This is a genomic window from Asticcacaulis sp. P2_C5, from assembly GCF_056404555.1.
The window spans coordinates 91,771-113,711 of the sequence record NZ_JBFUDU010000003.1 but is presented as its reverse complement, the minus strand read 5'-3'; the positions used below and the strand labels follow the sequence as shown (position 1 = coordinate 113,711).

Below are 21,941 nucleotides of genomic sequence, written 5' to 3'. Positions count from 1 at the left end.
AGTCAATAATTCTGTCGAGACGGCTTTTATGAGCAACGAACCCACAGGCGCGCAACTGGTCATCTCCACGCTAAAGGCGTTGGGGGTCGAGACCCTGTTCGGCTATCCGGGCGGCGCCATCATGCCGATCTACGACGCCCTGGCCGGATCCGGCCTGCAGCATATCCTGGTCCGTCACGAACAGGGCGCAGCCTTCGCCGCCGACGCCTATGCCCGCGCCACCGGCAAGACCGGCGTCTGCATGGCGACCTCGGGTCCCGGCGCCACCAACCTGATCACCGGCATTGCCAATGCCTATATGGACAGCGTTCCCCTGGTCTGTATCACCGGCCAGGTCTCGACCCATCTGATGGGGACCGACGGCTTCCAGGAAGTCGACATCCTGGGCCTGACCCTGCCCATCGTCAAACATTCGTGGCTGGTCCGCGATCCCGGCGATATCCCGGCCATCCTGGCCCGCGCCTTTGCGATCGCCGCCGAAGGCCGCCCGGGCCCGGTCCTGGTCGACATCCCCAAGGACGTCGCCGCCGCCCGCACGGCCACCTCATCGCCCGCCAATTTCCCGACCTGGGTGGCCCCCGCCCCGGCCGCCGACGATATCGCCGCCGCCGTCAAGCTGATCGAAGCCGCCAAGAAGCCGTTGTTCTATATCGGCGGGGGCGTCGAAATGGCCGGCGCGTCCCAGGCCATGCGCGACCTGCTGGCCCGCACCGGCATCCCCGTCGTCTCGACCCTGAAGGGTTTGGGCACGATTCCGACCACGGACGATCTGTTCCTCGGCATGCTGGGCATGCATGGTACGCGCGCCGCCAATATCGCCGTCCAGGATACCGACCTGCTGATCGCCCTGGGTGCGCGCTTCGACGACCGCGCCACCGGCAAGCTCAATGCTTTTGCGCCGCACGCCAAGGTCGTCCATGCCGATATCGATCCGGCCGAGATCAGCAAGCTGCGCCACGCCGACGCCCCGATCGTCGGCGACCTGAAGCTGGCCATCGAAGGCCTGAAGCCAAAAGTCCAAAGTTCTGGGGTCTCCGGTATCCAGAAATGGGTCGAGAAGTGCAAGGCCGACAAGTGGGAGCATCGCTTCAAATATAACGCGCCGGGCAAGGGCGTCTATGCGCCGGGCCTGCTGAAAACCTTGTCGGAAAAGGCCGGAGAAGCGTTCATCGCCTGCTGCGACGTCGGACAGCACCAGATGTGGGTCGCCCAGCACTGCGAATTTTCCCACAACCGCGCCCACCTGACCTCGGGCGGGTCCGGCGCCATGGGTTATGGCCTGCCGGCTGGCGTCGGCGCCAAGCTGGCGCGCCCGGACGCCCACGTCGTCACCGTGTCGGGCGATGGCAGCTTCATGATGAACATCCAGGAAATGGCGACGTTGAACCGTTACCAGATCCCGCTGAAGATCGTCCTGCTCGACAATTCGTCGCTGGGCCTGGTTCGTCAGTGGCAGGAACTGTTCTATCAGGAAAATTACAGCGAAATCGACCTGTCCGACAATCCGGACTTCGTCGTTGTCGCCAAGGCGTTCGGGCTCGATGCCTTCCGCATCACCCATCGCCACGAAGTCGAGGGCGCCATCGACCGGCTGCTGGCCGCTGAAGGGCCAACCCTTTTGCATGTTTTGATTGATCCGCGCGAAAACGTCTGGCCGCTGGTGCCGCCGGGTGCGTCGAACGCGGAAATGATGGAGGAGCGTTGGGATGAACCACTTGATTCATATTGAGCTGGATCGTCTCGAAGGGACGCTGCTGCGAATTCTGGGCCTCGTCGAGAGACGTGGCTTCCACATCGACCAGATGGAACTCTACGATCTCGGCGAGGACCGGCGCGGGCTGACCATTACGGCCCGTCCGCGTGACGCTTCCCGCAGCCCGGACACCCTGGGCCTTCAGATCGACCGCCTGTACGGCATCAAGCGCCTCTCCGAAGATCCGAGGGGGGCTTCCGCGCCCGTTCCGGCCAGACAAGAGATACGCGCATGACCGTCAGCTCGCTGACAAAAGATACGAATAGAGTCCTCGTGTTCGACACGTCCTTAAGGGACGGCGAGCAGGCGCCCGGCTTTTCGCTGGGTGTTGCGGACAAGCTGATGATGGCCCACGCCCTGAAAGAACTGGGCGTCGACATCATCGAGGCCGGCTTTGCCGCCGCCTCCCCCGGCGACGAGGAAGCCATTCGCGCCATCGCCAGCGAAGTTATGGACGATGCCCGTGGCCCCGTGCTGTGCTCGCTGTCGCGCGCCCTGGTCAGCGATATCGACGCGGCGGCCCGCGCCCTGGAACCGGCGAAGCGACGCCGCGTCCATATCTTTCTCGCCACCTCGCCCATTCACCGCGCCGCCAAGCTGAAGAAGTCGCGCGACGAAGTGCTGGAGACCGCCGTTCGCGCCGTCACCTATGCCGCCGGTATCTTCGACGAGGTCGAGTTTTCGCCAGAAGACGCCATCCGCACCGAGCCCGATTTCCTGGCCGAGATCTGCCGGGCCACCGCTGCGGCCGGCGCCGGAACGCTGAACATCCCCGATACGGTCGGTTATGCGACCCCGGCCGAGATTCGCCAGGTCTTCACCGACCTCAAGGCGGCCCTGACGGACTATCCGGACGTCATCCTGTCGGCCCATTGCCACGACGACCTGGGCCTGGCCGTCGCCAACAGCCTGGCCGCTCTGGAAGGCGGCGCCCGTCAGGTCGAATGCACCATCAACGGTATCGGCGAACGCGCCGGCAACTGTTCGCTGGAAGAGATCGTCATGGCGCTGAAGGTCCGTCCGGACCTGTACGGCCTGCACACCGCCATCGATTCCCGCCGCCTGGCCGGAATTTCGCGCCGCCTGGCCCGCGCGACCGGCAGCGTGCTGATGCGCAACAAGGCGATCGTCGGCAAGAACGCCTTTGCCCATGAATCCGGCATTCACCAGCACGGCATGCTGAACGACGCCCGCACCTATGAGATCATGCGCCCGGAAGATGTTGGGGTCGAGAAGTCGAACCTGGTCCTGGGCAAGCATTCCGGCCGTCACGCCGTCGCCAAACAGGCCCTGGCCTTTGGGCACGCGCTCGACGACAGCGGGCTGAGCGAAGTCTTTGCCGCCTTCAAGCGCCGGGCCGACGAGATCGGCGAGATCGACGAAGCCGAACTGCGCGCCCTGCTCGGCCGCAACACGGCTAACGGCGACACAGCCAGAATCCAGGCCGTGCGCAGCCATGTCGGTCGCGACCGCACCGACATCGCGCTCGACCTGCTGCATGACGATCGCAGCGTGGAAACCGTGCGCGGCGAAGGCCGCAATGTCTTTGCCGCCGGGCTGGACGCCCTGGCCAAGGCCTATGGAATCGCGGCCAGCGTCGCCGATTGCGAAATCACCCAGACGGGTTTCGATTTCGACAGCGGGGCGTTTGCCGAAATCAGTCTAACCATCGAGGGAGAGGTTTATCGGGGCCGTGGTCGCGGCCCCGACCCGGTATGGGCCGGATTACGCGCCCTGTGCGCTGCCTTCGAAAAATCCGTCTTTCTGGCGCCGGTCAATGAGCGTAAGAAAGCGGTTTCCCCCGATACAAATCTTCGAATCAAAGAAACCTCACTATGAAAAAGCTCGCCGATAAAATCTGGATGAACGGCCAGATCATCAATTGGGAAGACGCGAACATTCACGTCATGACCCACGCCCTGCATTACGGCACGTCCGTTTTCGAGGGCATCCGTTGTTACGACACGCCGCACGGTCCCATGGGCTTCCGCCTGACCGACCACATGCGCCGCCTGGAGGATTCCGCCCGCATCTACGGCATCCGGATCCCGTTCACGCTCGATCAGATGATCGCCGCGGCCAAGGACATCATCGTCGCCAACAACCTGAAGGGCGCCTATTGGCGGCCGATCGCCTTCTTGGGCGAAAACGGTATGGGCGTCACGCCGAAGGGCGACAATATCAAGGTCGACCTGGCCATTGCCGCCTTCCCGTGGGGCGCCTATCTGGGCGAAGAAGGCCTGACCAAGGGCGTCGATGTCTGCGTTTCGTCGTGGCAGCGCGCTGCGCCCAATACCATTCCCAACGCGGCCAAGATGGGCGGCAACTACCTGTCGTCCTACCTGATCGGCAAGGAAGCACGGGGCCGCGGCTATGTCGAAGGCATTGGCCTGGGCACCGACGGCCGGCTGTCGGAAGGTGCGGGTGAAAACCTGTTCCTGATGATGGGTGGCAAGATCCACACCCCGCCGGTGGCTTCGTCCATCCTGGGCGGCATCACGCGCGACTCGATCATCCGCCTGGCCAAGGCCGACGGCATCGAGGTCATCGAGCAGGCCCTGCCGCGTGAAATGCTGTACCTGGCCGACGAGGTCTTCATGTGCGGCACGGCAGCGGAAATCACGCCGATCCGCAGCATCGACGATATTCCGACCCGCGTCGGCGGGCCGGGCAAGATCACCAAGCGGTTGCAGACCCTGTTCCATGGCCTGTTCAACGGCACCACCGAAGACCGGTTCGGCTGGCTGGAGCCTATCCACGCCACTGTCCCGGCCGAATGAAAACCCAAGTGAGCTAAGGTAAGGCCCCCACCACCGTCCCTTTGGGACGGTCCCCCTCCCCGCTCACGGGGAGGTATAAGACTAAGGAATACTTATACCTCCCCGCCACGTGGGGAGGGGGACCGCACGAACTCGAATTGGCGAACGCCAATGAGAGTGAGATGTGGTGGTGGGGGCCTTGCTCAGCATCCGGCTCAGCGCCAAGCGAGACAAAAATTATGACTGCGAAATCGTTGTTTGAAAAAGTGTGGGATGCCCACGTCGTGGAACCGGAAGCGGCCGACAAGCCCGCGGTCCTCTATATCGACCTGCATCTCGTCCATGAAGTGACCTCGCCCCAGGCGTTTTCCGAGCTGGATGCGCGCGGCATCAAGGTGCGCCGGCCCGACCGGACCTTCGCCACGCTGGATCACTCGATTCCGACCCTGCGTCCCGATGCCGACGGCAATCGCCCCTATGTCACGCCCCAGGCCAAGAAGCAGGTCGAGACACTGGAAGCCAATGCCGCCAAGAACGGTGTCCGCCTGTTCGGCTATGACGCCGAAAACCGCGGCGTCGTCCACGTCATCGGCCCGGAAATGGGCCTGACGCAGCCGGGCTATACCGTGGTTTGCGGCGACAGCCATACCTCGACCCATGGCGCCTTCGGCTGTATCGCGTTCGGCATCGGCACCTCGGAAGTCGGCCATGTCCTGGCGACCCAATGCCTGGCCCAGCGCAAGCCCAAGACCATGCGCATCACGGTCGACGGCAAGCTCCAGCCCGGCGTCACCGGCAAGGACGTCGCCCTGACCGTCATCGCCACGCTCGGCTTTTCCGGCGGCACCGGCTATGCGCTGGAATATGCCGGCGATGTCATTCGCGACCTCGACATGGAAGGCCGCATGACCGTGTGCAACCTGTCGATCGAAGCCGGCGCACGCTGCGGCATGATCGCACCCGACGCCAAGACCGTCGAATGGCTGCGCGGCCGCCAATATGTGCCGCAAGGTGCCGCCTACGACGAAGCTGCTTTAGCCTGGCTCGCCCTCGCCTCCGACGAAGGCGCTGTCTTCGACAAGGAAATCCGCATCGACGGCTCGGCCATCGAGCCGATGGCGACCTGGGGCACCTCGCCCGATATGGGCGCTCCCATCGTTCGTGGCGTCCCAGTGGCCACCACCGAAGACGAGGAACGCGCCCTGAAATATATGGGCCTGCATGGCGGCGACAGCCGCGATGTCGCCAAGGTCGACGTCGTCTTTATCGGTTCGTGCACCAATGGCCGCATGGCCGACCTGCGCGCCGCCGCCGAGATTTTCAAGGGCCGCAAGGTCGCCGCCGGTGTCCGCGCCCTGGTCGTTCCGGGTTCGGAATGGGTGCGGATCGAGGCCGAAAAGGAAGGGCTCGACAAGATCTTCCTCGAAGCCGGGGCCGAATGGCGCCTGCCGGGTTGTTCGATGTGCATCGCCATGAACGGCGATTTCGTCGCGCCGGGCCAATTGGCCGTCTCGACCTCCAACCGCAATTTCGAAGGCCGCCAGGGGCCGGGTTCGCGCACCGTGCTGGCTTCACCGGCCACGGCAGCCGCCTCGGCCATCGCCGGCCACGTCGCCGATCCGCGCCAGTTTATGGCGCTCGAAACTCTGGAAGAAGCGTAAGATGTCCAACGAGCAACCCAACAATACCGTATCGTCGCGCATCGTCGTCCTGCACGAAGCCAATATCGACACCGACCAGATCATCCCTGCCCGCTTCCTGACGACGACGACCAAGGCCGGCCTCGGCAAGGTCGCCTTCAACGACTGGCGCTACAATGCCGATGGCTCGGAGAAGGATTTCATCCTCAACACCATTGATCCGACCGAGCACCGCGTCCTGGTCGCCGGCAATAATCTGGGCTGCGGCTCGTCGCGCGAACACGCGCCGTGGGCGCTGATGGATTATGGCTTCAAGGCTGTCATCTCGACCGAGATCGCCGACATCTTCAAGTCGAACAGCCTGAAGAACGGCCTGCTGCCGGTCGTGGTCGACAAGGTGACCTATGACAAGCTGCTGGCCAATCCGCAGCAGCGCGTCACCATCGACCTCGAATCGTGCGAGCTGCGCCTCGAAGACGGCACTGTCTTCGTATTCCAGGTCGAAGCCTTCGCACGCCAGTGCCTGCTGGAAGGCGTCGACGCCATGGGCTGGCTGCTGAAGCGCATGCCCGAAATTGAACACTACGAACAAACTCACGGAAAGGCCGCCTGATCATGGCTAGCTTCAATATCGTCGTCCTGCCCGGCGACGGCATCGGTCCCGAAGTCGCCGCCGCCGGCGTATCGGCCCTGAAGACCATCGGCGAAGTCTATGGCCATAGCTTCACCTTCACCGAAAAACTGATCGGCGGCATCGCTATCGACACGGTTCAAAATCCGTACCCGGAAGACACCGACGCTGCCTGCCTGGCCGCCGATGCTGTTCTGCTGGGCGCCGTTGGCGGTCCGAAGTGGGATCTCGGCAAGATGCGCCCCGAGCAGGGCCTGCTGGCCGTGCGCAAGTCGCTGGGCCTGTTCGCCAATCTGCGTCCGATGGACGTCAAGGCGTCGCAGGTCCACCGCTCGCCGCTGAAGGCCGAGATCGTCGAAGGCGCCGATATGCTGATCGTCCGTGAACTGACGGGCGGCCTTTATTTCGGCAAGCGCACACGGACGGAAACGACCGCGACCGACGAATGCCTTTATACGGTGGCCGAGGTCGAGCGCGTTGCCCGCGTCGCCTTCGACGCCGCCCGCAAGCGCCGCAACAAGGTGACCAGCGTCGACAAGGCCAATGTCATCGAGACCAGCCGCCTGTGGCGCGAAACCGTCATCCGTCTGCACAAGGAAGACTATAGCGACGTCGAGCTCGAGCATGCCCTGGTCGATTCCATGGCTATGCACCTGGTCACCCGGCCGCGTTCGTTCGATGTCGTGCTGACCGAAAACATGTTCGGCGACATCCTGTCCGACCTGGCCTCGGTCCTGCCAGGCTCGATCGGCCTGCTGGGCTCGGCCTCCCTGGGCGCGACCGGTCAGGGCCTCTATGAACCGATCCACGGCTCGGCGCCGGATATCGCCGGCAAGGACCTCGCCAACCCGATCGGCACGCTGAAGTCGGTCGCCATGATGCTGCGCTTCTCGCTCAACCTGATGAAGGAAGCCGATGCGCTGGACGCTGCCATCGACGCCGTCGTCGAAAAGGGCGTCCTGACGCGCGACCTTGGCGGCACCGCTTCGGGTTCGCAGGTCGCCAAGGCCATCACCGACCAGATTCGCGAAGCTGCCCTGGCAGCCGCGTAAGTCGCCACCTCGCAAAGGTGTAAACTGGCCCCGTCCGGCGCAAGCTGGCGGGGCTTTCTTTTTAGGCCAGCGCCGCAAGAGCCTCATCCGTCACGCCATCGATTTCGACCTGTTTCAGGCGCGACGTATCACCGGCCACCAGCGACAGCCGCGACTTTGGCACATTCAGGCTTTTGGCCAGCAAGGCGATCAGGGCGTCATTGGCCCGGCCTTCGATGGGCGCGGCACGGACACGGATTTTCAGGTAGCGCCGCCCCTTGTCATCCTCAGCCCAACCGTCGATGCCGTCCTTGGCAGACTTGGGCGTCAGGCGGATGAAGAGGCGCGCCAAGACCGCTAGCCAAGCAGCCGCGTCAGGTTTTCCTGCGCAATCGGCAACAGAAAATACTGCATGCCACGAATGACCAGAAGGCAGAGAATGAAGCTGATATCAAAGCCACCCAGAGACGGGACAAGCCGGCGAAACGGCTCCAGAATAGGTGCCGTGAATTGATCGAGAGTCGCCACGATCCGATAAGCGGTGGGATTGCGTGTGTTGATGATCCCGAAATAGGTTAGCCAGCTAACGATGGCGCTGGCAATCAGCATGAAAGAGATAAAGCTCAATAAGCCATTCAATATGAAGAAAATGAACCCGATCATGCAACCTTTTCCCGAACAGACGTGACGAAGTGACTATAGGGGATTCCTTAAGCCAAACAAGTCAACGCATGCTTGACATGCGTCGAACTTGCCGTAATAAGACGGCACTTCGTGGAAGGCATGGGGCTATAGCTCAGTTGGTAGAGCGCCTCGTTCGCAATGAGGAGGCCAGCGGTTCGAATCCGCTTAGCTCCACCATTCCTTCACAGACCTCCGCCGACGATGACAATCTGTCGGATGCGCAGGTCGTGCATCACGGCGCCTTGCAAAGACCGGCGATCAACCAACCCCAACCTTACTGTATTTTCTCAGATATTCCTCATGCGACGGCATCATCTGCGCCGCCTTGATCATGGCGAGGCGCATGGACTCGACGCTTTCCGTGACTTCTGCCGGTGGCAGGTTGGCGACGACGGGATCGCACGCCTTGGGGACGATATTCTGCCCCAGGAAGACCGCCACCCAACTCGGGCGCGAAAACAGTTCGTCGTTAAGGCGAAAGGCGCGACCACCTTCGCGAAACAGAGCGATCTTGTGCTTCAGGCTGTCCGGTATGGACATGGTCCGGCAGTAGTCCCAAAAGGGACTGTCGGTCCTGTCCGTCGCCGAATAGTGCAGGATGATAAAATCACGCACCTGTTCGAACTCAACCCGCATGAAGCGGTTATATTCGTCGCGAAAGACGTCCGGCAGGGATGCATCCGGAAAGAGGGAAATAAAGCGGCTGATGCCTTCTTGGATCAAATAGATCGATGTCGATTCCAGAGGCTCGAGGAAGCCGGCCGACAGGCCGATGGCGATGCAGTTTTTCGACCAGAAGGATTGCCGATGGCCGGCGGTGAATCGGATGGTCCGGGGCGATCCCAGCAGTTCACCGTCCAGGCTGGCGAGCAGGACCGAGGTTGCCTCGTCATCGGAAATGAAGTCGCGGCAATAGATATGCCCGTTCCCGGTCCGCGCCTGGGTCGGTATTCGCCACTGCCACCCGGATGACTTGGCCGTGGCTCGCGTATAGGGCAGAAGCGGTCCGTCATGCTTCGAAGGCACCGCCTGGGCGGAGTTGCACGGCAGCCAGTGGCTCCAGTCAATATGCGGCACGCCCAGTGTCTGGCCCAGCAGCAGCGACCGGAAGCCGGAACAGTCAAAAAAGAACTCGCCCGTCACGGACACGCCATTTTCGAGCATGAGTCCGGCGATATGGCCGGTTTCAGGCGCCTGGACGACCGTCTGGATCTTGCCTTCGATGCGGTGCACGCCACGTTTTTCAGCGTAGGCGCGCAGGTACTTGGCATAGAGACTGGCGTCGAAATGATAGGCGTATCGGATATGCGAGCCTATGGAGCGCGGATTGGGATCGGGATGGACGAACTTACCGTGCCGCGCCGCAACAGCACACATACTGTAGTCATCGATAGGATGCGTGTTGCCTGCGGCCCGGCTGTGCAGCCAGAACTGATGAAAGTCGAAGCCGTTCATGTCCACGCCATGGCTGCTGAACGGATGGATATAGCGGTCGCCCTTGCGTCCCCAGTCGATAAACTCGATTCCGAGTTTGAAGGTCGCGTTCGTTTCCCGGATGAACTCGTCCTCGTCGATACCGAGCAACTTGTTGAAATTAATAATGTCCGGAATTGTGGCTTCACCGACGCCGATGATCCCGATGTCATCCGACTCGACCACCGTAATCGACACATCCTTGGGGGCAAGCAGACTGGACAGCGCGGCCGCCGTCATCCACCCCGCGGACCCGCCGCCGACAATAACAATCTCTTTTATGGGCGTCACCATGGATCAGGCACCTTCCCGCGCCAGGAAGTTTTTCAGCCCGCTCATATAGGCCTGGTGACCGGGAAGGGTTCGCGCCATCGTCGCGATGCTGCCTTGCATGTTCGCCAGATATTGCTTCACCTCGTTCTCGGGCAGCGGGTCCGCCAGACGATCGCTGCGGCGGGGGCGACGTCCCATGCCATAATGCAGGATTGTCCAGTCCTCTGGCGTGAACGGCTCCAGGTCGTAGGACACCAGAACACCGCGGCTCAGGAACTGTGTGAGTTTACGATCAAGCTTGGCGTTTGGCTGGGTATGGGCCGCTTCCCAGTACGACGATCCCGCCACGGGCGTGGTGGCAAACATAGCGCGATGAAACAGATCCGCATGTTCGTAATCGTTTTCGAACTGCCGATTATATTCTCGACGTTCCATGGACATGTCGCGAAACAAGGGGATGAGCGAAACCAGACGCTCGATATCGCGCTGAAGCAGCATGACGGGCGCCGGCGTCAAGGGCTCGACAACCGCCGCCGCCTGACCAATCGCGACGCAATTGCCAATCCAGGCCTCGGCCTGACGCCCCAAGACAGCGCTGGCCTTTACATCTGGATCGCCGCCGTGCGCCTCAAGGGCCAGGTCCTCGTCGTCTTCAGCAAACACCGTCAGCCTTGCCGTCGCGCCCTGTAACGGCGTGACGGACTGCCACCCGAAGGACCGGCCCGTCAGGGTGCGCATCGCGGGGCCGAGATGGTCGCATGGTGTCTGGTTCATGACGGCGCCCAGCCGTCTGTCTCCAAGACGCCTGGCGCCGAGCCGGCTCAACAGCGTGGCCTCGGGCCCCGTACAGTCGATGAATAGATCCGCCGAGATCGTCTGGCCGTCAGACAGGCGCAAGGCGTCTATACCATCCGGACCGAGCTCAATCCCGGTGATGCCGGCACGGATGACGCGCACGCGGGCCGCATCCATGACCGAAGCAAACACACTCAGATAGGAGGTCGCATCAATGTTATAGCCATATTCCGCCCGGCTCAACGGGTGAGTGGCCTGTTCAGGCGGATGGGCGAAAGCGCCACGTTTGGCCGCGGTCGCCGAAACCAGATAAGGCTCGAGATCATACTCGCCCTGACGGGTCAGATACTGGTGAAACTGGACGCCATTGAGAATGGGTAAGGGCAGTTGAAAGCCCTGAAACCAGGTTCGTTCTTCCCCTCCCCAGCTTTCGTATTGCGTGCCCAGGGAGAAGGCGGTGCTGCTCTGCCTGACCAGGGCGGGTTCGGTGACGCCCGCCGACAGATTAAAGTCGTAGGCCGACGGCGACGTGACATTGCCGTAAAAGATATCGGCCGCCGGCGAGTCTTCGATCGCAATAAAGCTGATCTGGTGCCTTGCCGGGAGATGACGGGATAATGCCGTAGCCGTCATGTAGCCGGCGAGTCCGCCACCACAGACGGCGATATGAACGATCGGTGTTTGAGACACGGAGCTACTCCACGCTTGCGATAAGGGGCGCCCGGTCCGACCCGGCGCCGATGCGGCGGATATAGGCGCTATGATCGGGCGTCTGGCGGACCGCGGCCGCCACGGCTTCGCGCGTGGCCCGGCCGTGGGCGATCAGTGTCTCTTCCGGAATGGCGAGGACACGCGGATCATAGCCTCGCGGCACCAGGTTCTGCCCCAGCAGCACGGCCAGCCAGCTCGGCGGCAGGAAGGTTCCGAACTCGTATTTGATGATATGGCCGCGCGCCATCCACGCCGCTATCTTCTCATCCAGGCTGTCCGGCAGTTTGAGGTTCTGGAAATGCAGCCACATCTCGCCGCTTTCGCGTTGATTAGCGACATAGTGGAGCAGCAGGAAGTCGCGTACGCGTTCGAACGCCAGTCCCATGCGCTGGTTATATTCATCGGCGTCGGAAGGCTGGAACGACTTGTCCGGAAACAGTTGCAGCAGTTCCGTGATGCCTTCCTGGATCAGGTGGATCGATGTCGATTCCAGCGGCTCAAGAAAGCCGGCCGCCAGACCGATCGCGACGACATTTTTATTCCAGAACCTGCGGCGGCGCCCCGTCGTGAAAAAGAGCTGGCGCGGCGCGGCCAAGGTCGGCCCCTCGAGATTGGCCAGCAGTTGGTCGGCGGCCTGTTCGTCCGAAATGAAGCTGCTGCAATAGACGTGGCCATTGCCGACGCGATGCTGCAGCGGGATGCGCCACTGCCATCCGGCCTCGCGCGCCGTCGCGCGGGTGAACGGGGTCAGGGGGCCTCGCGACTCACAGGGCACGGCGATCGCCCGGTTGCACGGCAGCCAGCAGCTCCAGTCGTCATAGCCGGTCTCAAGCGCCTGTTCGATCAGGACGCCGCGAAATCCGGAGCAATCGACAAAAAGGTCGGCCGCAACCCTGCGCTCTCCGTTCAGTTCCAGGGATTCAACGAAACCCGTTTCCGAATGGCAGAAGGTCTCGCGGACCTTTCCCTCCGTCCTGACGACGCCGTTGGCTTCGGCGTATCGCCGCAGGAACAGGGCGTACTGCGATGCGTCGAACTGATAGGCCCAACCGAAACTCGACTCGACCGTACCGTAGTCCGTCGTCGGATACTGGAATCGTCCCTGTTCGGCCGCCAGGATGGGATAGGACCATTCGTCCAGCCGGGCGGTTTCGCCCAGTTCCCGCAATCTCAGCCACGCCAGGTAGAACGGAATGCCGTTGATGGGCTGCCCGTAGTCGCCGAATGGATGGATATACCGGTCGCCCTCCCGGCCCCAGTCGCAGAATTCGATGCCCAGCTTGAAGGTCGCTTCGGTCGCCTTCATGAAGATCGCTTCATCGATACCGAGCGCTTCATTGAATTTCCGGATCAGCGGTATCGTAGCTTCGCCGACACCGACCGTGCCGATTTCATCGGACTCGACCAGTTCGATCCGGATCGGCAAGCCTTTCAGCTTGTGGGAGAGGGCGGCCGCCGTCATCCACCCCGCGGTGCCCCCGCCCAGAATGCAGATCTTTTCAATATTGTTTGAACGCTGCGGCATCTCAAAATTCCAACCTAACCGAAACCGATATCGGCTTCAAACTTGATAGTAATGTCTCGCGTGCGTCAAACGCCGCCTCTGGACGTCTGGATAAAAACGTTTGCCGTCAGTCGTCCCGTTCGAGGATCGCTACTGTAATTGAAGTCCGGCGAAAAGTAGCCTGAGTGAAGCAGACATCCCTGGTAGATTACGAGGCGATTAAAATGCCCCTCAACCTGGAATACATTTTCGTAGTGCGCGTTCGAGTGCCCTCCGGAACTTATTGGCATGGGACTATATTCAGCAAGCTCCGCCTGTACAAGACTTCGTAATTCAGAGACATTATCGATGCTTACCTGTTCCACTTCGCTTGCGACATGGCGGTAGAATGCCGTGCCGGTGTCAGGAACGCGATGCAGATGAAGCAGAATGGCCAGATAGTCCGGGTCAACCAAGTCATAATGGGGAACGCGCTGTCTCGGACTCATTTCCTCCGGCAGCGTCGTGGCCAGCGAAAAACTGGCTTCGAACACCCTGAAATTGTCTGCATTATAATGGCTTTGAATGAGAGGGCCAGCCGTTCTCAATATATCAACGACACAAGACGAAGCCTTGTCCCCCGGCCCAATTTGGTGACGCCTGCCCGGATAGGCCGTCCTGCCTTCAGGCGGAAAGTCGGGCAGCGCTGCGGCGGCATCTACGGCGTCCTGGGCATGGCTCAGAAAGTCGTCAATAACGATAATTTTTGATTTCGAACGCCCGACTTCATGTACCGCAACTTCCATAGCCGACCCTGCCATCCGATCCGCACTGAAGGCAGGCTCGTCTATCGTCATTATACTATTTTGCCGGTGTTGCGGGCGTAGCCGGGAAAATTTCCGGTGTGTGATCCAGCCCCGGAAACGATTTATCATCGCCTGACCCCAGTTCGATCACCAGGAGCGTCTGACGCACCTTGCGGGGCTGCCAGGTTTCCAGCACTTCGTTCGGCACAGAAGCGCCACCAAAGGTGCCCTCGTTACCACGCGAACCCGTACTCGGCGCACCTGCGACGGGAGCCCCCGTCGTCCCGCCTGCGCCCGAGCCCATAAAATTACCAGCGCGGTTTTGCAGGTCGTCAGCGACACCAAGTTGCACCATCCGGTTAGTGGTCTGCAACACGGCGAACCATTCCTGATGTTGCTCGGCGGCAAGATCACCGGCGCGCCTCAAGGCATATTCGGCAATCTCACGATTGGATTGCCCGGGCTCACCGGTATAGCCGACCGTCCAGAAACCGCCTTCTTCAAGTACATTGAAATAACCAGGGTTTCCTGGCTTTGCGGCGACCTTATAGTCCTTAGCCTCGGCGCCCGAGACAGCGATCACGGCGACAAAGGCCGCAACGACAAGGGAAAACTTCTTCATTGGTAACCTCACGGACCAGATAACACGCGTAGGTAAAGAAGGGGCGGGACAGAAAACCATCCCGCCCCCACACTTTCAGACGAATTTAGTACAGGTAGCGCAGGCCAACCACGATCCGGCGATCATTTTTGATCGCGAAGCGAGGCCGGGTATTGCCCGCCTGATCAACCTGCATGACCGCTTTCGTGGTCGTATCGAGCAGGTTTTCAACTGAGGTACGGAATTGCAGGTGCCTGTTCATGTTGTACTTCAACGATGCATCCAGGAAACCCGCCGGCTCGTTATAGGTCGGGTTGCCTGTCATGTAGTCGCCCTTGACGATCAGGTACCGGCTGCGCCACGAATAGGCCAGGCGGGCTTCGAACGTATCATCCTGATAGATGCCGACCAGGTTTGCCAGATACTTGGACTGCTGGAACAGGTCGGTGATGTTGTAACGGCAGGGCTCGCCGTTATTCGCGCAAGACAGATCCGGGTCCGTACTTGCGTCGATATAGGTGAAGTTGGCCTGGGCGCCAAGGTGGGAGAACCAGCCCGGCAGGAAGTCGTAGAACTGCTGGTAGGCGAGTTCGACACCGTTCACACCCACTTCCTTGGTATTAACCTGGCCGCCATAGACGATGGGCACGGTCTTTCCGTCCAGCGTAACGTTGCCTATGGTTTCGGAGCCGCCCTGGATAACGTCGTGCAACTTCTTCGAGAACACCGCCGTCGTTATATTTCCGCTTGGGAAATACCATTCGTAGGAGAGGTCGAAGTTGTCCGAAGTCGTCGGCCGCAGACGCGGGTTGCCGCCCCCGGCGCTGATCGCATTCAGGGTTACGTTCTGGTTACCGTCATTGCAGGTCGTCGGCAGGCCGAGGGAGGCGCAGTGTCCGGCCGGCCAGTTCACCGTTGTCGTGTTGGCGCCGTAAGTGTTGTAGGCACGCAGATCGGCAATATTGGCGCGCGTCAGGTTTTGACTGGCGCCAAAACGAATCAGCATGTCCTCGTTCAGGTTCCACTTGATGTTAAACGACGGCAGCCAGTGATCGTCGCTCGTGCCGTAGCTTATGGAGTGCGGAGCCCCCTGGAGATAGGCGGCCGTTCCCGGCAGGAAGTCCTGCGGGGCGTTGTGCGAGCAGGCATAGGTCGTGGTGACCACACCATTGGCGTCCGTGCCAGGCGTACAGGTCGACTTCGCGGCAAACGGGACAAAGACCTGATTACCCGCCGATTCCAGATCGGTCTTCGAATAGCGGACGCCGAAATTGCCTTCGATCGACTGGCCATTGCCGAGATCATGATCGAAATCGAACTGAACATAGAAGTTGGTCGTCTTCTCGGTGATCTCCGAATGGTTGGCATCCGGGAACAGCGGGGTGCGCGGCTGCCAGAACGAGCCTTGGACCAGGCCGCCGGTCCCGCTTTGGGCCGTGATGAACGCCGCCATCTTGTCGTAGTTCAGCAAATAGTCGCGGTTGAGATAGACAAAGCCGGTGTTCTTGCCCTGGACGAGACCGCCGCGGAAGAAGTCCGCATAGTCGTCGACTTCGGTCATACCCGCCGGCAGAGCACTCAACGGTGTTGCGCCGCCGCCGATCCAGGACGGTGCCACGCCCGACCAGTTCTGGTTGGCGGTATCATTGGTCTGGTTACGTTCGGAATAGCGAGCACCGAACTTGACATCCTTGAACCAGCTATTGTCGGCGAATTCATAGGCAAGGTCGCCGCGCAGCGCGAAGAGATCGCCATCGCCCTTTTGATGGTTGTCGGCGTTGTAGAGCCACCAATAGACGCTGGGATCGGCGGTATTGTCTTTTGCGGTGGTCGGTGTCATGCCGGCCTTCACAGCGGTGATCTGGTTGCCGCGCGGATCCATGACGAATTCAACGGAACCATGATCGAGGTCGGCCACTTCATTAATCATAAAGTGCGTTTGACCGCCCGCCCAAACTTCGGTCTGAGCCGCTGTTGCCTTGGTATATTGCGCATCGAGGTTCAGCTTCAGTCGGTCGCTGAAACTGTGCTTCAGATTGATGCTGAAATCCTCGGTCTTCGACTGATCAACCACGCCACGGCCCAGGGTATTGATGCCGTAGCCGTAAGCGCCACCGTCAGGACCCGTTCCCGTGATCCAGCCCTGCGTCATGATCTTGCCGATACCGATGGGCTGGCTGCAGCCGCCGGCGCCCGAGTAGCCGATATTGCAGAGTGCAACCGTGCCGTTGTAGGGTTCCGAAGCAGGCTGCGTAAGACCCGTCAGGACCACATCACCGTTAGGCATGGTCGTGAACGTCGTCGGCTTGGTGCCGGAGATCAGCGTATTGGTCGGCGTGCCGGCATCCGGCAGGTGTTCGACCGTATGCTCGACAGTGTTCGTGCCGTTCTCAACGTTGATATACTTGATCGTAATGCTGGTGGTATCGTTGCGCCATTGCCCAGCGAGATAATAGCTGGTGCGCTCGCGGTCCTGCTCGTTGTGACGCAGCTGGAATACCGGAATGGTGCCGATGACGCTGCTTTGCGGAACACCTGTGAATTGGCCAGGCCCTTGTGTCTCCTGAACCGTCGGATCGACGCGCGGAATCGGCGCACCGATCTGCCAGTCATTGATGTTCGATTTCAGCTCGGAATGGGAATAGGAGCCCAGCAAGCCAAATTCGCCTGCACTATTGCTCCAGCGCTTGCTTCCCATGACACTGTAGGTCGGCGCCCATTCCTTGCGCAGGTCGGCATAGGTGCCGTCCACACTGACGGAGAAGGTCGAACCCTTGCGGTCGAACGGAGCCAGGGTGCGCAGGTTGATGGTACCGCCGGCGCCACCTTCGATCAGTTCGGCCGAGGCGTTCTTGTAGACATCCACCCCGCCGACGAGTTCAGGCGGGATGGAGGACCAGTCGAGCGCGCGCCCGCCGTTGGCGGTAAACTGGTCGCGACCATTGAATTCGGAGCGAACGAACGACAGACCACGGATCAGGTTGCCCGAACCTTCAGCCGACGGGAAGTCGCCGCTCGCGCCGCCGGCGCCGCCGGTGTTGTACTGCGGCAGGATCGAATAACGCGTCACAGACACGCCCGGAATACGCCCCAGGGCCTCAGCTACGCTGGCATCCGGTAGCGCCGACACGTCCGATGCCGTGATGGAATCGACGAAGGTGTCAGCCTTGCGCTTGATCTGTGAAGCCGTTTCCAGCGACTTGCGGATACCGGTAACGACGACAACCGTCTCGTCGCCCGTAGCGGCAGCGCCAGTATCGCCCGCGGGTGCGTCTTGCGCAAAAGCAGACGTCGCCAGCATCGCAGCCGCCAGGGCTGTCGAGCCGAGCAGCATCCTGCCGATGCGGGAACGGCGGCGTGCGACGCTCTGGTTTTGGCCAAAATTATCTCGTGAAGTTTTCATGCTTGTAGTCTCCCTGCCTCGTTTGGCTTCTTTGGCCCCGAGGAAATTTTGTGTCGCTCGCTAAGATACGAGCCGTCTGGCTAGACATTTTTATCGATATTGCTCACAGGCCGGACGCCGTTTTTCGTACGTCAGAACATCCCCGAACGCCCCGCGCACCGTGATGGAACAAGGTTATGATAGCGCTCACATTATTTCAAGCGTAAAGTCAGACAATATTTGGAAAAATGTCGGGGCGTTGCGTGATTGCGACACCTAGCCACTACCATTTAATATATTTACTTTCATATATGGCATCGCAATATGGACCGCCACCCCCGGCCGAGCACACAGAATTCCAAATTATTTTGTTGTTTTTATTTAATTTAATAGGAATAGCGGAAACTATTCAGCCATTTATGTCGACTGCGAAATACAATCTGCTGAATTTTCAGCATTTATTTTTCCTGGTGAAACGATGACAGCGCTCGTCAATTGTCTGGGTTATGAGCCAATTATGTCTGGCTTATCTGGTCATTTCCACGCGAATCGCACCCGCCGCGCAGCGCACGGCAGGGTCAAAAGTCGACTTTAATCCTGGTTCAGGCCCGCCCGCGCGGGCACCTTTCCTTAAGGTTTGTTGGAAATAACCGCTTCATAATGTCGACTTCGATCGCAAACTTAGTTGAAGGTCGCCACACGAACCGATTCAGTTATTTTCCAGCGGGCCTTATACCAAGTTGCAATGACGTTGACTCATTGCAACTTGGCAAGGGCGACCGCCCGCCCGAGCCTATGCGAGGAGCCATCGGGGGCGCCCGTGCGACGGCGTTTGATCTGAAATAAATGCGAATACCAACCAGCACTTTATGTGTCAGTATCTGTGCCGGTTGGTATTAGTTCGCGATCTCAATCGCAGCCCCGCCGCCGCGCGCCAGGCTCAGCCTGAGAACGTCGCTGCGCGTGACCGATTTCTCCGTTCGGTTAACGTCGTTGGCATTGGCGCCATCCTGCCAGATCACCGCGTCATGCGAACCGCCTGCGAGGAATGCCAGCGGGACATCGACAACCCGCGCCACCTCATTGTTCAGGGCGCCGATATACCATTTGGCTCCCTTGCGCCGGGCCACGATGACGTAGCTGTCTGGCGTTCCGGCAATAAAGCGCGTCTCGTCCCACGCTGTCGGCACAGCCTTGATGAAGTCAAATCCCGCCGCATTTTCGTAGGCTGACGGATCGTCGGACACCATCTGGAGCGGGCTGTCGTAAACGACATATTGCGCCAGGGCCTGGCCGCGGGTGTAGCGCGTCGACGGGAAGACCTCGGTTTGCACATAGGTGTCCGGATAAGAATTGCGGAATCCGCCCGGCGTGTAATCCATCGGCCCCAGCAGCATGCGCGTATAGGCCAGCTTGACATTGTGCGAAGGCGTCACCTTGCCCCAGGGAAACTTGTTATACTCAGCTCCCAGCACGCCTTCCTGCGTTATGTAGTTCGGATAGGTCCTGGACAGTCCCATGGGCGGAAAGGCGCCGTGCATGTCCAGCAACAGGTGGCGTTTGGCCGTTGCGGCGGCGAGACGCTCATAAAATGCGACCATCCCCTGGTCGTCCCGCTCCATGAAGTCGACCTTGATGCCTTTGATTCCCCAAGCCTGGTAAGTGTCGAGCACTTCATCCATCCGGGGCTCGACGTGCTTCCAGTGCGCCCATAAAATCAGGCCAACACCCTTTGACGCGGCATATTTCGCCAACGCCGGCATGTCTATGCCGGCCTCTCCCTGGGTGATGTCGGTCCGCGGGTCGGCCGCGCAGCATGGGCCGGTATTCAGCGCCCAGCCAGCATCGATAAGAAAATAGGGAAAGCCGGACTCTGCCGCAAAGTCGATAAAGCGGCGGTACCGCTCCATCGTAGGCTTGTCCCCCACTGTCGGTCCGGACCACCAGTCCCAGGCGACCTTTCCAGGCTTGACCCAGCTATAATCGCCGGTCGCTTGAGCGGAAAGGTTTCCGATCAAATTCGACTCGATCAGGTCCCCTGCCCGGTCGGCCATCATGATAACGCGCCAGCCGCTTTGCAGGCCGTTCGCTGATTCGACCGCAACCTCCTTGCGATCGATGCCGTGGAACAGCTGGACTTGCAGCCCCCCGTCGGCGGGCTTCAGCGCGGAACCGGTGTAACCCGACAGCCCCGCCTGGACGATGGCAAAATAGGTCTGACCGCTCGCGGACGGGCACAGGATGGGATAGTCGTACAGCTTGGTTGCGTCGAGCTGCGTTATTGCGACGGGATTCCAGTCGTTTTCATGCGACGCGCTGTATTCCGAGACGAGGCAGGTCGGATCTCCCGCCGGTCGAAACTCCGTCGTTTCGTCCGAGAGGGAAACGGCCTGACCTTCGGGAAGCACGTAACGCCAGGCGACGCCGTCGTTATAGGCGCGAATCTCGATCGAGATTTCACGATGCAGTCCCTGCGCTTCTGCGAAGGTAAGACGCTCGCCGTTGAAATTGTCCTGAGCGGAGTCGGCCTTGGTCGCCGTCAGTTGATAGGTGCGGTGCCCATCTTGCCGGGTACGCTTTACAAGCACGAGGTTCGAAAAATCCGCCGCCCCCGACAGGTGCACGCCCAGATGCGAGCCGGAAACAACCTCCTCCCTCTTGCGGTAGGCGGTGTAAGCAGAACCATCATTAGCGATCCGAAATTCGACGCTGCCGTCCGGAGACGATAGCAAAATTTGGGCCGCCGCGGCCATGACTTCCAGCATATGTTCGTTCCCTGTATTTTTTTATTTTAGCCAGTATTTTTTGTTTAGATCGTAACGATGGCCTTGAGCAGATCTTCGGGCGCCTTGAGAAGCTCAGGTACCCGCGTCGGCAGGTCGGTCGCGTTCAACGAATGGGTGTGAAGCCTGTCCATCGGTATGACCCCGTTTCGGATCATGTCGATTACCACGGCGAAATCGTGCCTTGTCGCATTGCGGCTTCCGATCAACTGCATCTCGCGCTTGTGAAATTCGGGATCGGAGAAGGTAATGTCCTTGTTGACGATGCTGACCAGGACATACCTGCCGCCGTGCGCGACATAGGCGAATCCCTGCTGCATAGCGGCGGCATTGCCGGAGGCGTCGAAAACCACGTCGAAGAAATCGCCGTCGGTCTTGTCTTCCATCCAGGCGCGAACATCGCCGTCCGCCAGGGCAGTTTCGATATCCGGACATATGGTCTGCGCCCGCTGGAGGCGGCCGGCATTGGTATCGATCAGGAAGACATCGGCGCCTGCCATTTGAGCAAACAGCGCAACCCCCATGCCGATGGCCCCGGCGCCCACCACCAGTACCCTGTCTTCCGATGTAATCGCCCCGCGCCGGACAGCGTGCATGCCGATCGACAGGAATTCCACCATGGCGGCGTGGTCGAAGCTGAGGCCTTCGACATCGATCACCGCCTCCGCCGGCACGGACACGTACTCCGCCATGCCACCATCGATATGGACCCCCATGACACGGATGTTCATGCAGCAATTCGGCTTGCCACGCCGGCAGGCATGACACGTTCTGCAGTGCAGATAGGGATTGATCGTCACGGTCGATCCAATCCGGATATCCGAGTCAAGATCGGCATCCAGCACCTCGCCGGACAATTCATGACCCATGACCCGCGGATAGGAGAGGTATGGCTGGTTTCCGGAAAAAATATGGAAATCCGTACCGCACATACCAATGCGCCGAATTCGCACCAGGACTTCACCGTCGCGTCGGACCGGAATTGGCCGTTCGTCGAGCGTCAGTTCGTGAGGCTTATTGCAGGAAATCGTCAACATTCGGCGCACCCGTTACCTTATATGGAATTTATTTTTATATAAGAAAGTTGCAAATTGCAAACGGGATGCGTGATATGGTGGGAAAATTATGATACCTGC

General features: G+C 60.3%; 17 protein-coding genes and 1 tRNA gene. 8 read left to right on the top strand and 10 right to left on the bottom strand.

The window, feature by feature from the left end:
• Window positions 1–28: 28 nt before the first annotated feature.
• From ilvG to leuB, 7 genes are all read left to right on the top strand, one after another.
• The gene (gene ilvG / locus AC1DXO_RS06525) at window positions 29–1,729 is read left to right on the top strand and encodes an acetolactate synthase 2 catalytic subunit (protein WP_476977305.1); all 1,701 of its coding nucleotides are present in this window, start codon (window positions 29–31) and stop codon (window positions 1,727–1,729) included.
• A complete protein-coding gene (locus AC1DXO_RS06520; RefSeq protein ID WP_476977304.1) occupies window positions 1,707–1,988 on the top strand; it encodes an ACT domain-containing protein in 282 nt (93 codons plus the stop codon). Before ilvG ends, AC1DXO_RS06520 begins: the two co-directional genes overlap by 23 nt.
• Window positions 1,985–3,592 (top strand): 2-isopropylmalate synthase, encoded by a 1,608-nt coding sequence (locus AC1DXO_RS06515; protein WP_476977303.1) that lies wholly within the window; start codon window positions 1,985–1,987, stop codon window positions 3,590–3,592. The genes AC1DXO_RS06520 and AC1DXO_RS06515 overlap by 4 nt, the downstream gene beginning before the upstream one ends.
• The gene (locus tag AC1DXO_RS06510) at window positions 3,589–4,533 is read left to right on the top strand and encodes a branched-chain amino acid transaminase (protein ID WP_476977302.1); all 945 of its coding nucleotides are present in this window, start codon (window positions 3,589–3,591) and stop codon (window positions 4,531–4,533) included. Before AC1DXO_RS06515 ends, AC1DXO_RS06510 begins: the two co-directional genes overlap by 4 nt.
• A gap of 218 nt (window positions 4,534–4,751) precedes the next feature.
• The gene (gene leuC / locus AC1DXO_RS06505) at window positions 4,752–6,173 is read left to right on the top strand and encodes a 3-isopropylmalate dehydratase large subunit (protein WP_476977301.1); all 1,422 of its coding nucleotides are present in this window, start codon (window positions 4,752–4,754) and stop codon (window positions 6,171–6,173) included.
• 1 nt (window position 6,174) lies between these two features.
• Complete coding sequence (gene leuD / locus AC1DXO_RS06500; protein ID WP_476977300.1) at window positions 6,175–6,765, top strand: 3-isopropylmalate dehydratase small subunit; 591 nt, start codon at window positions 6,175–6,177, stop codon at window positions 6,763–6,765.
• A 2-nt stretch (window positions 6,766–6,767) separates the two neighbouring features.
• Window positions 6,768–7,835: a 3-isopropylmalate dehydrogenase gene (leuB, locus tag AC1DXO_RS06495; protein WP_476977299.1), complete on the top strand. Its 1,068-nt coding sequence runs from the start codon at window positions 6,768–6,770 to the stop codon at window positions 7,833–7,835.
• A 61-nt stretch (window positions 7,836–7,896) separates the two neighbouring features.
• Here leuB and AC1DXO_RS06490 read toward each other — a convergent pair whose 3' ends face one another.
• Together AC1DXO_RS06490 and AC1DXO_RS06485 are read right to left on the bottom strand one after the other, a co-directional pair.
• Window positions 7,897–8,166 (bottom strand): DUF167 domain-containing protein, encoded by a 270-nt coding sequence (locus AC1DXO_RS06490; RefSeq protein ID WP_476977298.1) that lies wholly within the window; start codon window positions 8,164–8,166, stop codon window positions 7,897–7,899.
• A gap of 5 nt (window positions 8,167–8,171) precedes the next feature.
• Window positions 8,172–8,477 (bottom strand): YggT family protein, encoded by a 306-nt coding sequence (locus tag AC1DXO_RS06485; protein WP_476977297.1) that lies wholly within the window; start codon window positions 8,475–8,477, stop codon window positions 8,172–8,174.
• Between the two features lie 122 nt (window positions 8,478–8,599).
• Between AC1DXO_RS06485 and AC1DXO_RS06480 the strand changes: the two genes are divergently transcribed.
• Window positions 8,600–8,675: transfer RNA gene (locus AC1DXO_RS06480), tRNA-Ala, on the top strand.
• 81 nt (window positions 8,676–8,756) lie between these two features.
• Here the strand turns inward: AC1DXO_RS06480 and AC1DXO_RS06475 are convergent.
• The 8 genes from AC1DXO_RS06475 to AC1DXO_RS06440 form a co-directional block, all read right to left on the bottom strand.
• Window positions 8,757–10,265, bottom strand: coding sequence for a tryptophan halogenase family protein (locus AC1DXO_RS06475; protein WP_476977296.1), 1,509 nt, complete (start codon window positions 10,263–10,265; stop codon window positions 8,757–8,759).
• Window positions 10,266–10,268: 3 nt separating this feature from the next.
• Entirely contained in the window at window positions 10,269–11,729 is a 1,461-nt protein-coding gene (locus AC1DXO_RS06470) for a tryptophan 7-halogenase (RefSeq protein ID WP_476977295.1), read from the bottom strand.
• 4 nt (window positions 11,730–11,733) lie between these two features.
• Window positions 11,734–13,275: a tryptophan halogenase family protein gene (locus AC1DXO_RS06465; RefSeq protein ID WP_476977294.1), complete on the bottom strand. Its 1,542-nt coding sequence runs from the start codon at window positions 13,273–13,275 to the stop codon at window positions 11,734–11,736.
• A 65-nt stretch (window positions 13,276–13,340) separates the two neighbouring features.
• The gene (locus tag AC1DXO_RS06460) at window positions 13,341–14,090 is read right to left on the bottom strand and encodes a DUF6445 family protein (RefSeq protein WP_476977293.1); all 750 of its coding nucleotides are present in this window, start codon (window positions 14,088–14,090) and stop codon (window positions 13,341–13,343) included.
• Between the two features lie 4 nt (window positions 14,091–14,094).
• Entirely contained in the window at window positions 14,095–14,661 is a 567-nt protein-coding gene (locus AC1DXO_RS06455) for a CC0125/CC1285 family lipoprotein (protein ID WP_476977292.1), read from the bottom strand.
• Window positions 14,662–14,746: 85 nt separating this feature from the next.
• Entirely contained in the window at window positions 14,747–18,043 is a 3,297-nt protein-coding gene (locus AC1DXO_RS06450; protein ID WP_476977291.1) for a TonB-dependent receptor, read from the bottom strand.
• 875 nt (window positions 18,044–18,918) lie between these two features.
• On the bottom strand, window positions 18,919–20,787 hold the full coding sequence (locus AC1DXO_RS06445; RefSeq protein ID WP_476977290.1) for a glycoside hydrolase family 97 protein: 1,869 nt from the start codon (window positions 20,785–20,787) through the stop codon (window positions 18,919–18,921).
• Between the two features lie 44 nt (window positions 20,788–20,831).
• Window positions 20,832–21,842 (bottom strand): zinc-binding alcohol dehydrogenase family protein, encoded by a 1,011-nt coding sequence (locus AC1DXO_RS06440; protein WP_476977289.1) that lies wholly within the window; start codon window positions 21,840–21,842, stop codon window positions 20,832–20,834.
• Window positions 21,843–21,941 lie beyond the last annotated feature (99 nt).